The sequence below is a fragment of the Desulfonatronum thiodismutans genome (assembly GCF_000717475.1).
GTDB classification, from domain to species: domain Bacteria; phylum Desulfobacterota; class Desulfovibrionia; order Desulfovibrionales; family Desulfonatronaceae; genus Desulfonatronum; species Desulfonatronum thiodismutans.
Map to the genome: position 1 here is coordinate 24,364 of NZ_JPIK01000017.1, position 13,167 is coordinate 37,530.

Sequence of the window (13,167 nt, forward strand, 5' to 3'; positions counted from 1 at the left end):
CTCTTCCTCCGGTTTTTCTTTCGACTCCCTTTCACTCGAATCAGCGACGCGACAAAGCTCCGCAGCTCGGTTACGCGACGAGCGCGACGAACTTTTGCGGTCCACTTTGGCCGAAGGCCTGGTCCCGCCTGATTTTCCAGTGCGCTTGTCCCGGCTTACGGACCGCTACTTCCAGGACAGAGTTTCGGAAATCCTGGCGCAATCCACTGAGGATACAAGCCGGATTCTCTCTGATCCCTTTGTCGTGCTGGGCGTGGGAGGATATGGCCGGGAATCTCTGTGCCCCTATTCCGATCTGGACGTGCTGGTGTTGTACCAAGATAGCGTGCCTGAAACGGCCGGCCCTTTTTGCCGGGAACTCTTTCTCCCGCTCTGGGATCTGGGGTTGGAACTGGGACACGGGGTTCGCTGCCTCCAGGAATGTCTCGCCCTGGCCCAGGAGGATCACAAGACCTTCACCGCCTTCCTTTCGACGCGGTTTCTGGCCGGAAGCCACTCATTGATGCAGCGGTTCGCCGAGGCCTTTATTGAGCTGGCCGCGCACCACGATCTCGCACTCCTGGCTGATATAGCCATCGCCACCGATAGTCATGGTGGTCAGGGCAGGAGTGTTAAGCATGGTTCCAGTCCGGACGAGTCCGCACGGGAAGGTCCTGGGGAACTCCCAGGTGGACTCTCGGAGGAACTCTCGGGCGGGGCTCGAAAACGAAACGCTGATTTCTTTTTCGACCTTGCGACGGAAAATCTCCTGGAACCCAACACCAAGACCAGCCCCGGCGGCCTTCGGGACTACCACCGTCTGCTCTGGCTGGCGGTCCCGCGCTTGGCCCCTGGCCAGGACCGAATAACCACTCAACCGGTAGGCCCATTCTCTGAGGCGGATGTTCTCCAGTTGGAACGGGACGTGACCTTTCTGCTCCAAACCCGAACGGCTCTGCACTTGACGGTTGGCCGCAAGGCGGACGTGCTGCACCTGGAATTGCAACCCCGTGTCGCCCGTCTCCTGGGATTCGAAGGAAACAACGCCGGTTTGGCCGTGGAGTTGTTTCTGAGCAAACTGCACAAGGCAATGGAGCGCATCAGGTCCATGTACCTGGCGGTTCTGCGTACCATCCGCGGCCTGGAACGCCCTCCATCCCTCTCTTGGCTGGACAAGGAAGCCCACCAGGGCATCGTCCTGGCCGCCGACGGACTGACCTTTGCCCGTGCTTTCCCTCCTCGACACCTCCCGCCTGGAAAACAGGTCATGGCCCTGTTCACCGCGATGGGGCAAAACGGCCTGCCGCTGTCCTGGACGGTTCGCGAGGCGGTGGCTTCCGCCTGTACCTCCCTGCTTCAGGACGTGGGAGAACGTTTCGAGACCCTCCAGGAACTGACGGCCATCCTGATGGCTCCCGGCGGCGTTCAGGCTGGACGCGACCTGCTCGCATCCGGCGTACTGGGTGCCCTGATCCCGGAACTAGGCCGGGTCCAGGACCGGATTCAATTCGATGCCTATCATCTGCGTCCTTTGGGAGCGCATACCGTGGAAACCCTGGGCTGGCTGAACAGGTGGAACAAGAAGGGCGTGGAGGAGCAAACCTCCCGGAAAGGGGAGCGAAGGTCGTTGTTGGCGGGAGACATACTGCAGCGCCTCCCAGGGGGCGTCACGTCTTTGGTCCTGGGGGCGTTGCTGCACGACATCGGCAAGGGCGCGCCCGACCATGCCGCGACCGGGGCGGAAATGGCCACGAGAATCCTGGAACGCTTTCAGGTTCCGGAGCCAATTGCCCGAGAAACTACGTTCCTGGTCCGTGAACATCTGCTGCTGTTCAAGACCGCCACCCGCAAGGATCTGCACGACGAACAGGTGGTGGCCGCCTGCGCCGAGCGCGTCGGCGACGAGGCGCGGCTGGATCGCCTGTTCCTGCTCAGCATGGCCGATGCCCGGGCCACCGGCCCCAAGGCCTGGAACGAGTGGACCGCGTCCCTGCTCCAGGACCTCTATTTCAAAATCCGCAAGCTCTTCACCCATGGCCCGCTGTCCGAACCCCAAGCCATGGAGCGGGTCGAAAAAGTTCGAGAAGAGGTCAGACACCTTTCCTTGGGACGCGACGTCCCGAAAAAACTGGATGACAAACCGGATAACGACCTGGATGAACTCCTGCGCAAAATACCCTTACGTTACCTGCTGACCACCCCGCCCGGCACCATCGTTCGCCACATCCACCTTGTCGCCCGGCTTGCCCGGGAGGTGGCCGAGGAGAGAATACGCATTCCCGGAGGACGCGGCGGCCTGGGGCACGCTACCGTGGAAGCGGCGGACCTCCCGGAATTTGGGTGCCATGAAGTGACCTTCGCCGTCATGGACCAGCCCGGTATTTTTCCGGTGCTCTGCGGCTCTCTGGCCTTGCACGAAGTGAACGTCCTGGCCGCGGAGGTGGTTACCTGGCCCGACGGCGTGGTGCTCACCCTGTTCAAAATTCAGGACCCGCCGGACCCTTTGCACCTGGAAGAACTGGCCTTCCGCCTCAAACAAGCGGTCAAGTACGCCATGACCGGCAAACTTTTTCTGGACTACCGCCTGGAGGAAAAACGCCGTTCTCGGTTGAACGTCAAAATCATCCCTCATGCATTGCCGCCAATGGTCCGAATCGACAACGAGGGCAACGATTTTTCCACCCAAGTTGAGGTCATCGCCGACGACCGCCCCGGCTGCCTCTACCAGATCGCCGATGCTTTCGAGCGCCTCCAGGTCCGGGTCCATCACGCTAAAATCGCCACCCAGGCCGACCGCATCGCCGACACCTTCGACGTCCGGGACAATTTGGGTCAAAAAATCACCGACCCCGCCCACCTCCGGGAAATCCAAAACGCCCTGCTTTTCGCGCTTCAAAGCGGGCCCGAACCGACCAAGAACCTTCAAACCCACTCACCACGAAAAAGTTGAACGATTTAAAAGCTTTTTACTCCTTGCCCTACACCGCCTCGTCGACGATCTGCCCCGCGGCCTGCTCCGGAGCCCTGGAGGCAGTTGCCAACTCTTCTTGTCGGCGAATATCCTGCTGTTGAAGTCGTTCCTGCTCCGCGATTTCCCTGCTCCGCTCACGTTCCGCTTCAATCTTGGCAGCGGCTACCTGGGCCTGCGCCGAGGAAACGTCCATGGTGAACCTCCTTGTTTGGTTGGAAAAATGGAAGCATGCCGACCTCAACCAAGATCGGTCAAGCCTTGTATTGCCGACGGCGTTGCTCTACGATCAAGGCCGTCCCCTAACCCGAAACGATTGCAAATTCTTCCAGACGGAGGCAACCATGGGCAGACCGCAACCCGTCGAGACCATCAGCATTCAGGAATATCTGTCCGGTGAATTGGAAAGCGATCTCCGCCACGAGTATATCGACGGCGCGGTCTACGCCATGGTCGGCACCAGCGACAGGCATGGGCTGATCGCCCTCAATATCGCTACGGCCCTGCGGCCTCACGTCCGGGGCACACCCTGCCAACTCTTCATGTCGGACATGAAGGTCCGCATCCAGCTTCAAGGCAAAACCATCTTCTATTATCCGGACCTCGTCCTGTCCTGCGACCCGAAGGACCGGCAACCCTACTTCCGAACCAGCCCGTGCCTGATCGTCGAGGTCCTCTCTGCTTCCACACGCAGAGTAGATCAGCAGGAAAAACTGGCCACCTACATCACCATCCCCAGCCTGCGGGAATACGTGCTCATCGATCAGGACCGCGAGTTAGTCCAGGTGCATCGCCAGTCGGAGAGCTGGGTCGGCCAAAACATGACCTCGGGATCGGTCCTGTTCGCATGCCTGAACGTGGAACTGCCGCTGGAGCTGATTTACGAAGACGTCCCGCTTCCGGGTCCAGGCATTGACGTCCTCCGGGACCACGACGCTCTGGAGTATGGCGGAGAAGCTGAGGCCCCGCTCCCCCACCATTGACGCTCTCGGCTCGGTCAGGCCGTTTTTTCCAGAATATCACTCAAGGCTTGACTGAACCGTCGCAAATCCGCCTCCGTGATTACCAACGGCGGAAGAAGGCGGAGCACCCGGTCCTGGGTCAGGTTCAGGACGAAACCCGATTCCAGAAGCCCACGCCAGACGTCCTGACCGGGAAAAGCCAGTTCGATGCCCAGCATCAGGCCGCGACCGCGCACGTCGGCGATCTTGCCCGGATGGGCCGCCTGAACCTCGCGGAACAGGCCCTGGGCCAACTCTCCAAGGCTCGCGGCCCTGCCGGGCAGATCGTCCCGGAGCAGGATGTCGATCACCTTGGCGGCCACCATGGACGGGACCGGCCCGCCGCCGAAGGTGGTGGCGTGGCTGCCCGGCTCAAACCCCAGGGCCGCCTCGTCGGTGCAGAGCATCGCCCCCATGGGCAGGCCGTTGGCCAAGGCCTTGGAGGTGGTCAGAACATCCGGTCGAAGCCCGGCCTGTTGGTGGGCCCAGAATTTCCCGCTGCGCCCCATCCCGGTCTGCACCTCGTCCACCATCAGCAGCACGCCCCGCTCCCGGCACATATCCTGAACCGCTGCCAGGTAGTCGTCGGTCAGAGGCCGGACCCCGCCTTCTCCCTGGATGATCTCCAGGAGCACGGCCGCGGTTTTCCCGGACACGGCTCTCTCCAGGGCGGAAAATTCCCCGAACGGAACGGTCTGAAACCCCTCCGGCAAAGGCGCGAAGCCGTCCTTGACCTTGTCCTGGCCCGTGGCCGTCAGCGTGGCCAGGGTCCGGCCATGAAAGGACCCGGCCAGGGAGATCACCTCGTAGGCCTCGCGGCCCTTGACCTTGCGCATGTACCGGCGGGCCAGCTTGATGGCCGCCTCGTTGGCCTCGGCTCCGGAATTGCAGAAAAAGGCCTTGTCCAGGGCGCAGGTGGCCAGAAGCTTCTCGGCCAGGACCAACTGCTCCTCCTGGTAGAACAGATTGCTGACATGGATCAGCCGCTCGGCCTGATTCCGCATCGCGGCCAACAGTTCCGGATGGGAATGGCCGAGGTTGCACACGGCGATTCCGGCCAGCAGGTCCAGATACTCCCGTCCGTCCGGATCGACGAGGGTACATCCCGAGGCCGAAGCCACGGCCAGAGGATAGCGACCGTAGGTCCGACACAATACGCGCTGTTCGCGCTCCTGGAGCGCGGCAAGAGAAGTTATCGTAGGCATAATTCGTCAGGTTACTCGTTGTATGTTGATAAAAGACGCGAGGCAAAGCCTGCAACTCAATATGTCAGTCCACGGATCTCAAACTTCAGCCCTCAGTTTTCAACCCTCAGGTCTCAGGTTTCATCCCTCAGCCCTCTCCCTTCCCCCTCATCCCGTATGCCCGAACCCGCCAGCCCCGCGCTGGGTGGCGGTCAGTTCTTCCCGAACCGTGAATTCGGCTTGAAAATAAGGCTGAAATATGAGCTGGGCAATACGCTGGCCACGGGTGATGATCCGCTCCTCGCCGGAGGTGTTCAGCAGAGAGACGATGATCTCGCCGCGGTAGTCCGGATCGATCACCCCCACGCCCTGGCTAACCACCAAGCCCTGCTTCGTGCCCAGGCCGCTGCGGGAGTACACGAACCCGGCGATTCCCGGTCGGCGGATGTCTATGGCCAGACCGCTCGGAACCGCCGTGCGTTCTCCCGGAAGCAAGACCCGCTGTTCTTCGGTAAAACAGGCCATCAGATCCAGTCCGCAAGACCCCGGCGTCGCAGCCCGAAGATCGGAATGGGACCACAGCGAGCTGAGAACGCGAATATCGACTGGAATGGAATGCATGGAAAAATTCCTCGATTTTTGAAATGTTTTTTTCGGCGTGCGGCCACGTTTTTTTCAATAGCCCTTGCGTCCACCCCTCGCAAGTCATCGACCGCGGCATCAACAGATTTATCGGCTGTTTCCATAATGCGGACTTCGGCCATTGAACTTTTGGCCGTTCCCTGGCAAAACTCTCAGTCAAGCCGGGGCTTGCCTCGACGCTTCTCCCCGCACCCTCGGCACCGGCCCGCGGGAACGGGCCTTCCGGAACACTCCCGGCCCTCGCCAAACATGTCCGATTCAGGAGACCCACCATGAAACCGCTGCGCACTTATAGCGTCATTCCCAAGCTCCCCGCCAAGTTGCACGCCTTGTGGGACTTGGCCTACAATGTCTGGTTCGATTGGAACCATGAGGTGACCGGACTTTTTTCTCAGATCGACCCCAAATTATGGGCTCGAAGCTATGGGAATCCCATTGCCTTTCTCAACAACCTGCCTCAGACCACCCTTGAGTCCCTGGCCAAGGACGACTTCTTTCTGGAGCGCCTGCGTTCGGTCAAGCACAGCCAGGACATCTACATGGAGCGTAAGAGCACCGCGCTGCCTTTCCCTTACAAGGAAAAGCAGCCCCTGGTGGCCTACTTTAGCCTGGAATACGGGCTGAGCCTCTGCCTGCCCATCTATTCCGGAGGCCTGGGCATCCTGGCCGGGGATCACCTCAAGTCCGCCAGCGACCTGAACATCCCTCTGGTGGGCGTGGGCCTGGCCTATCAGCAGGGCTACTTCCGGCAGTATCTGACCGCGGACGGCTGGCAGAACGAACGCTACCCGGACTACGACTTTTCCCAGATGCCCATGGAGCTCGTCCGCGACACGGATCAAAAACCGATCACCGTAAACGTGGACCTGGCCGGTCAGCCATTGTCCGCCCAGATATGGAAGGTCCGGGTGGGCCGGATCCAGCTTTACCTGTTGGACTCCAACATCTCCGAGAACCCGCCCCACTTCCGGCAGATCACCTCCCGGCTCTACGGCGGAGACCTGGAGATGCGCATCTGGCAGGAAATCCTGCTGGGCATCGGCGGGATCAAGGCCCTGAACATCCTGGGCCTGACGCCCCGGGTGATCCACATGAACGAGGGCCACTCCGCCTTTGCCGGCCTGGAGCGCATCCGGGTGTTCATGGCCGAGTACGGGCTGTCCTTTGAGGCGGCCATGGAACTGACCGCCTCCACCAGCGTGTTCACCACCCACACTCCGGTCCCGGCCGGCAACGACCGCTTCCCCGCGGAGCTGATGCAGCGCTATTTCGACGGCTACGCCCGCAGCCTGGGGTTGGCCTTCAAGGTGCTTTTGGCTCTGGGACGGGAAGACCCGCGCAACGACGGGGAATGGTTCTGCATGACCGTCCTGGCCCTGCGCCTGTCCCGGTTCAACAACGGAGTCAGCGAGCTGCACGGCCATGTTTCCCGGCGGATGTGGCAAAAGGTCTGGCCCCAGTACCCGGTGGAGGACATCCCCATCGGCACGGTGACCAACGGCGTACACATCGCTTCCTGGGTGGCCCGGGACATCGCCATGCTCTTCGAGCGCTACCTGGGCGGCAACTGGAAGGAAGATCCGGACTGCACCCGGGTCTGGCAGCAGGCCGAAACCATCCCGGACGGGGAACTGTGGCGGGCCCATGAACGGCTGAGGGAACGGGTCGTGGACTACGCCCGCTTCCGTTTACGCGAGCAACTGGTCCACCGCGGGGCCAGACGCAAGGAGCTGCAGGAAGCCGACGAAGTGCTGGATCCGCAAGTCCTGACCATCGGCTTTGCCCGACGCTTCGCCACCTACAAGCGGGCCACCCTGCTCCTGGCGGATCGGGAGCGCTTCCTGCGCATGCTTATGAATCCCGACCGGCCGGTACAGTTCATTTTTGCCGGAAAGTCACACCCCCACGACAACGAAGGCAAAAAATTCATGCAGCAGCTTGTCCAGTTCTGCCAACAGCCCGAGGTGCGCAAGCGGGTGGTCTTTCTGGAGGACTACGACATGGAGGTGGCCGAGTATATGGTCCAGGGCTGCGACGTCTGGCTGAACACCCCCCGCCGCCCCTTAGAGGCCTGCGGCACCAGCGGGATGAAGGCCATTGCCAACGGGGTGCTCCACGTCAGCACTCTGGACGGCTGGTGGGTGGAGGCCCATGGCATGGACAGCGCCGTGGGCTGGGCCATCGGCCAGGGCGAGGAATACGAAGACACGGCCTATCAGGATTTCGTGGAAAGCCAGATTCTGTATAACCTGCTGGAAAAAGAGGTCATCCCGACCTTCTACGAACGCGGCCAGACCAATCTGCCCCGTGAGTGGATCCGCCGGATGAAAAAATGTCTCCAGCTCTTCACCCCGGTCTTTACCTCGCATCGGATGGTCGCGGATTACGTGAAGAACGCCTACCAACCGGCCTACAAGAACTCCGTGAGCCTGATGGAGGATAGCTTCACCCCAGCCAAACAACTGGCCTCCTGGCGAATGGAAATCATGACCAAATGGAACGCCCTGCGGATCACCAATGTTCAGGCCAGTGCCCCCGACGTCCTGCATGTAACCCAACCCATGGACGTCCAGGCCGACGTCTACCTCAACGGCTTGAATCCAGAGGACGTCCGAGTGGAAATCTACGCTGGCCCTGTCACCGCGGACGGCTCCTTTGCCCAACGCGGCACGGCCTGCATGGACCTGACCGGGCCCCTCAAGGATGGCTGGTACCGCTACTCCGGTCAATTCATCCCCGAGGCCCCCGGACGTTTCGGCTTCACCGTGCGCATGCTCCCCAACCACAAACTCCTCCTGGACCCGCACTCCCTGGGGTTGATTCATTGGGCGCAGTGAGGAGATAAGTATGACCTTCATCCCCCAAACATTCCCCGAGCAACTGATCGACATCCAGGCTGCCGGGCTACGCTGGACCGTGGAGCACGCCTACGCGGGCAGCCCGTTTTACCGTGAGCGCATGGACCAGGCCGGGGTGCGGCCCGAGGACGTCCGGACTCTAGACGATTTGCGTCGCCTGCCCTTCTGCGACGCCGAGGATTTGCAATCCGGCTACCCGTATCCCCTGCGCAGCGTGCCCTTCGAGGACATCGTCCGCATCCACGCCTCCTCGGGCACCACGGGCAAGCGCAAGGTGCTCTGCTACACCCAACAGGACATTGACGACTGGCAAAACATGTTCGCCCGCTGCTACGAGCTGGCCGGGCTGACCCCGGCGGACCGGGTCCAGATCGCGGTGGGTTACGGGCTGTGGACCGCGGGGGCCGGGTTTCAACTTGGCTGCGAGCGGTTCGGAGCCATGGCCGTGCCCCTGGGGCCGGCCAATTCGGACATGCACTGCGAAATGATGGTGGACATGGAAACCACGGTCTTCTGCGCCACGGCCTCCATGGCCCTGCTCATGGCCGAGGAACTGCACCGCCGAGGCCTGATCGACCGGGTCAAGGTCTCCAAGATCATCCTCGGCGCGGAACGGCACGGCGACTCCATGCGCCAACGGATCAAGGAACTGCTGGGCGTGGAACACATCTTCGACATCTACGGCCTGACCGAACTCTATGGCCCGGGCACGGGGCTGGACTGCGCACTGCACCGGGGCATCCACTACTGGGCCGACTATTTCATCCTGGAAATTCTGGACCCGGTCACCCTGGAGCCGGTCCCACCCGGCGAGCCGGGCGAAATGGTCGTCACCACCCTGCGCAAACAAGCCGCCCCGTTGATCCGCTACCGCACCCACGACGTGAGCCGCCTGATCCCCGGCGAGTGCCCCTGCGGCGTAAGCTTTCCGCTGCATGACCGAGTTCTGGGGCGCACGGACGACATGTTCATCTACCGGGCCGTGAACATCTACCCGGGCCAGATCGACGACGTGCTCAGCCGCATCCCCGGTCTGGGCAGCGAATACCAGATCCACCTGCTTCACCGGGACGACGGCCGGGACGTCATGACCCTGAAGGTGGAACGCGGACCCAACGTGGACGTCTCAGCGGACAAGGACCTGGCCGAGGCCGTGGCCGGAGAGATCCGGCGCAAAATCATGGTCCGCTCCCAGGTCGAAATCCTGGACTACGCCGCCCTGCCCCGCACCGAGCGCAAGAGCAAACGGGTCTTCGACCACCGGGAAAGCGTGTCCAGCTTTTGGGACCGGGCCAAGGCCGGGTGAGCGGGATGAACGGTTCTTCAGAACGCTTTTCAGAGCGCCCCATCTACACCCACACCCAGCGCGGCACCCTGATGATCGCCACCTTCGTGCCGGCCGGAGCCTTTGTCCTGCATCAGCTGATCCAAGGCGGAGCATCATGGCTCTGGGCGCTGTTGGTCGTGGCCGTGGCCATCGGCTTCACCTTTTCCAGCCTGACCGTGACCATCACCTCCGCCGCGCTGACCGCCGCCTTCACCCCGGGCTGGCCGCGCAAGGTCGAACGGTTGGAAAACATCGACCAGGTCAAGGCGGTCCGCAACCCGTGGTACTACGGCTGGGGCATCCGTCTCACGCCCCACGGAACGCTCTACAACGTCTCCGGCCTGGACGCCGTGGAAATCCGCACCAAACAAGGCAAAACCTTCCGCATCGGCACCGACGAACCCGAGCCGCTGGTTCAGGCGATCCAGCGGGCAACCGGCCACGCGCTCCGCATGGAGAAACCGGACTTACGGGCATGATCCCACAACCTTCAACCCCAATGCATTGGAGGAATAATCAATGGATATCCGCATCGAACCGGCCCCGGAGGACCAACTTCGCGGCAAGCCGGCGGACGAGAGCAAGCTGGTTTTCGGCAATACCTTCAGCGACCACATGTTTCGGGTGGACTACCGCGAACCCCAGGGCTGGGTGGACGCGCGGGTGGTGCCGTACCAGAACATCACCATGGACCCGGCGGCCATGGTCCTGCATTACGGCCAGGGCATCTTCGAGGGCATGAAGGCCTACCGCTGTCGCGACGGTCGGATTCACCTGTTCCGGCCCTTCCAAAACTTTGAGCGCATGAATCGCTCGGCCACCCGGCTGTGCATGCCGACCATCGACGTGAACGACCAGCTCGCGGCCCTGGAGGCCCTGCTTCGCGTGGACCACGCCTGGATTCCCCACAGCATGGGCTCATCCCTGTACATCCGCCCGACCATGATCGCCTCGGAACCGCACATCGGGGTCCGACCGGCCAAAGAGTACATCTACTACATCATCACCGGGCCGGTGGGCGCCTACTACGCCGAGGGCTTCAGCCCCGTGAGCATCTACGTGTCCGACGAGTTCGTACGGGCCGTGCGCGGCGGCGTGGGCGAGGCCAAGACCATGGGCAACTACGCGGCCAGCCTCTTTGCCGCGGAAGTGGCCAAGAAGAAAGGCTTCACCCAGGTGCTTTGGCTGGACGGCATCGAACGGAAGTACATCGAGGAAGTGGGGACCATGAACATCTTTTTCCGGATCGGAGACACCCTGGTCACCCCGCCCCTAACCGGCTCCATCCTCCCGGGCATCACCCGTGATTCGGTCCTGACCCTGGCCAAGAAATGGGGAATGGACGTCCAGGAACGGCTGATCGACATCCAGGAATGCGTGGACGCCATCCAGAGTGGAACCATGACCGAAATCTTCGGCTCCGGCACCGCCGCAGTCATTTCCCCGGTGGGCTCCATTTCCTATAAAGACAAGAAGTACACGGTCCGGGACGGCGGCGTGGGCGACCTCGCCCGGCGGTTGCATGACGAGATCGTAGGCATCCAGTACGGCGAGAAGGAAGATGCGTTTGGCTGGGTGCATGAAGTGAAAATCTGACCGAGGTCACGGCCATGACGCGAAACACCCCAAAGCCCGGCACACGGGCCACGCGAATCCTTTCTGTTCAGATCCTGGGGCTGATCCTGGCCATTATCCTGGCCACATTCCCCTTGGCGGCATCCGCTCAAAACGCCGCCTCACCCGCTCCCGACGAGGGAGCCCAACCGTTGGAGAAAATGATGACCACAGTCGTAATGACCACCAGCCATGGAGCGATCACCATTGAACTGGACGCCGAAAAGGCGCCGATAACCGTGGAGAATTTTCTGCGTTACGTGGATGACGGCTTTTTCCAAGGCACCATTTTTCACCGCGTGATCCCCGGATTCATGATCCAGGGCGGCGGCATGACCGAGGACATGACCCCCAAACGCGGCCATCCGCCCATCAAGAACGAGGCGGACAACGGCCTGAAGAACCTGCGCGGCACCCTGGCCATGGCCCGCACCGCGGACATCAACAGCGCCACCAGCCAGTTCTTCATCAATCTGAAAGACAACGCCTTCCTGGACCACGGCGGCCGGGACTTCGGCTATGCCGTGTTCGGCAAAGTAGTGGAGGGAATGGACGTGGTGGACGCCATTGCCGGAGTGAAGACCGGCAACAAGAGCATGCACCAGGACGTCCCGGTGGAACCGGTGCTGATCACGGACATGGTTCGCGCCGAGTAGTTCGACGGTGAAATCTCCGGACGCTCTCCGGCGAAGCTTCCCCTTCTAAAAAGGTCGCTCACTGATACCGACCAGCCGTGCATGGGCTGGATGCCGGTTTCAGTGAGCGACCTTTGTTTGTCCTCCGGACCGATGACGATGCCCATCGAGCGAGAGGAAATATGTTCCGCTGGATCACCTGATAGCTGAGGGGGGATTCGGTACCAATTTGATCTCGAGATGGCACCCTACGGCATGTGCGTATTTTTTGAGAGTCGTCACGGATGGAGCGTGTTTTCCAGCTGCTTCCAGACGCGACACAGCGCTTTTGGTCGTTCCCATCAACTCCGCAACATCCTCCTGGGTCAAACCGGCCCGGGCCCGCGCTGCCAGCAATTCGCGAACCAGGACATACTCTTCCGCGAGTTCTTCATAAGCCTCCTTGAACCCTTTGCGTTTCATGCTTTTTTCGAGAAACGCCTTCTGGTCGTGGAGAACTGGTTGATATTTGAGTTCAGTCATTTTGCACCTCTCTCATTCTTTTCCGGGCAATCTTCAGCTCATGCTCAGGAGTCTGTCGGGTCTTCTTTACGAAAGCGTGAAGGATGATCACTTTTTGCCCGATGATGAAACAGTATAGTGCACGTCCGATTCCTTCGCGTCCCCGCGCCCTCAATTCGAAAAGTCCTTCGCCCATGGGGCGTGAGTGCGGCATGCGCAGGCTTGGGCCAAACTCGAGCAAAAGGTCAACCAGTCGCGCGTAGTCTGCAAGAATACCAACGGGCCAGTTTTCAATATCCTCTCTTACCTTCGGATGAAAGTATTCAATCGAATAGGGCATGGCTATAAGTTAGCAAATTTGATAACAATAGTCACGCAAAAAAGGTGACTGACCAAGCTGTCGGCGCACCTTGAATAAGAATGTCAAGGAATGCCGGACCCGGCCCCCAGGACAATCT

Annotated in this window: 12 protein-coding genes; 7 read left to right on the forward strand and 5 right to left on the reverse strand. The window is 61.1% G+C overall.

Translation table 11 applies throughout. The features are described from left to right. Positions 1-94: 94 nt before the first annotated feature. The gene (locus tag GY33_RS0112535; RefSeq protein ID WP_031387658.1) at positions 95-2,929 is read left to right on the forward strand and encodes a [protein-PII] uridylyltransferase family protein; all 2,835 of its coding nucleotides are present in this window, start codon (positions 95-97) and stop codon (positions 2,927-2,929) included. A gap of 28 nt (positions 2,930-2,957) precedes the next feature. On the opposite strand, the gene GY33_RS0112540 is transcribed toward GY33_RS0112535, so the two are convergent. After that, positions 2,958-3,143 carry a hypothetical protein gene (locus GY33_RS0112540; protein WP_031387659.1) on the reverse strand — a complete coding sequence of 62 codons (186 nt, stop codon included), beginning with the start codon at positions 3,141-3,143 and terminating at the stop codon, positions 2,958-2,960. Between the two features lie 148 nt (positions 3,144-3,291). Here GY33_RS0112540 and GY33_RS0112545 point away from each other — a divergent pair, with 148 nt between their 5' ends. Then, a complete protein-coding gene (locus tag GY33_RS0112545; RefSeq protein ID WP_051822620.1) occupies positions 3,292-3,930 on the forward strand; it encodes a Uma2 family endonuclease in 639 nt (212 codons plus the stop codon). A gap of 14 nt (positions 3,931-3,944) precedes the next feature. On the opposite strand, the gene GY33_RS0112550 is transcribed toward GY33_RS0112545, so the two are convergent. Next, the gene (locus GY33_RS0112550; protein WP_031387661.1) at positions 3,945-5,153 is read right to left on the reverse strand and encodes an aspartate aminotransferase family protein; all 1,209 of its coding nucleotides are present in this window, start codon (positions 5,151-5,153) and stop codon (positions 3,945-3,947) included. A gap of 147 nt (positions 5,154-5,300) precedes the next feature. Beyond that, the gene (gene dut, locus GY33_RS0112555) at positions 5,301-5,753 is read right to left on the reverse strand and encodes a dUTP diphosphatase (RefSeq protein WP_031387662.1); all 453 of its coding nucleotides are present in this window, start codon (positions 5,751-5,753) and stop codon (positions 5,301-5,303) included. A gap of 293 nt (positions 5,754-6,046) precedes the next feature. On the opposite strand from dut, the gene glgP reads away from it, so the two are divergent. The 5 genes from glgP (at position 6,047) to GY33_RS0112585 (ending at position 12,229) form a co-directional block, all read left to right on the forward strand. Next, entirely contained in the window at positions 6,047-8,611 is a 2,565-nt protein-coding gene (gene glgP / locus GY33_RS0112565) for an alpha-glucan family phosphorylase (RefSeq protein WP_031387663.1), read from the forward strand. 10 nt (positions 8,612-8,621) lie between these two features. After that, the gene (locus tag GY33_RS0112570; RefSeq protein ID WP_051822599.1) at positions 8,622-9,938 is read left to right on the forward strand and encodes a phenylacetate--CoA ligase family protein; all 1,317 of its coding nucleotides are present in this window, start codon (positions 8,622-8,624) and stop codon (positions 9,936-9,938) included. Between the two features lie 5 nt (positions 9,939-9,943). Further along, complete coding sequence (locus GY33_RS19255) at positions 9,944-10,438, forward strand: hypothetical protein (protein ID WP_084185163.1); 495 nt, start codon at positions 9,944-9,946, stop codon at positions 10,436-10,438. A gap of 40 nt (positions 10,439-10,478) precedes the next feature. Further along, positions 10,479-11,555, forward strand: coding sequence for a branched-chain amino acid aminotransferase (locus tag GY33_RS0112580; RefSeq protein WP_031387666.1), 1,077 nt, complete (start codon positions 10,479-10,481; stop codon positions 11,553-11,555). Between the two features lie 179 nt (positions 11,556-11,734). Further along, on the forward strand, positions 11,735-12,229 hold the full coding sequence (locus tag GY33_RS0112585; protein ID WP_031387667.1) for a peptidylprolyl isomerase: 495 nt from the start codon (positions 11,735-11,737) through the stop codon (positions 12,227-12,229). Positions 12,230-12,403: 174 nt separating this feature from the next. Here GY33_RS0112585 and GY33_RS0112590 read toward each other — a convergent pair whose 3' ends face one another. Continuing rightward, positions 12,404-12,730 (reverse strand): helix-turn-helix transcriptional regulator, encoded by a 327-nt coding sequence (locus GY33_RS0112590; RefSeq protein WP_031387668.1) that lies wholly within the window; start codon positions 12,728-12,730, stop codon positions 12,404-12,406. Beyond that, positions 12,723-13,049 (reverse strand): type II toxin-antitoxin system RelE/ParE family toxin, encoded by a 327-nt coding sequence (locus GY33_RS22010; RefSeq protein ID WP_031387669.1) that lies wholly within the window; start codon positions 13,047-13,049, stop codon positions 12,723-12,725. Before GY33_RS22010 ends, GY33_RS0112590 begins: the two co-directional genes overlap by 8 nt. Between the last annotated feature and the right edge of the window lie 118 nt (positions 13,050-13,167).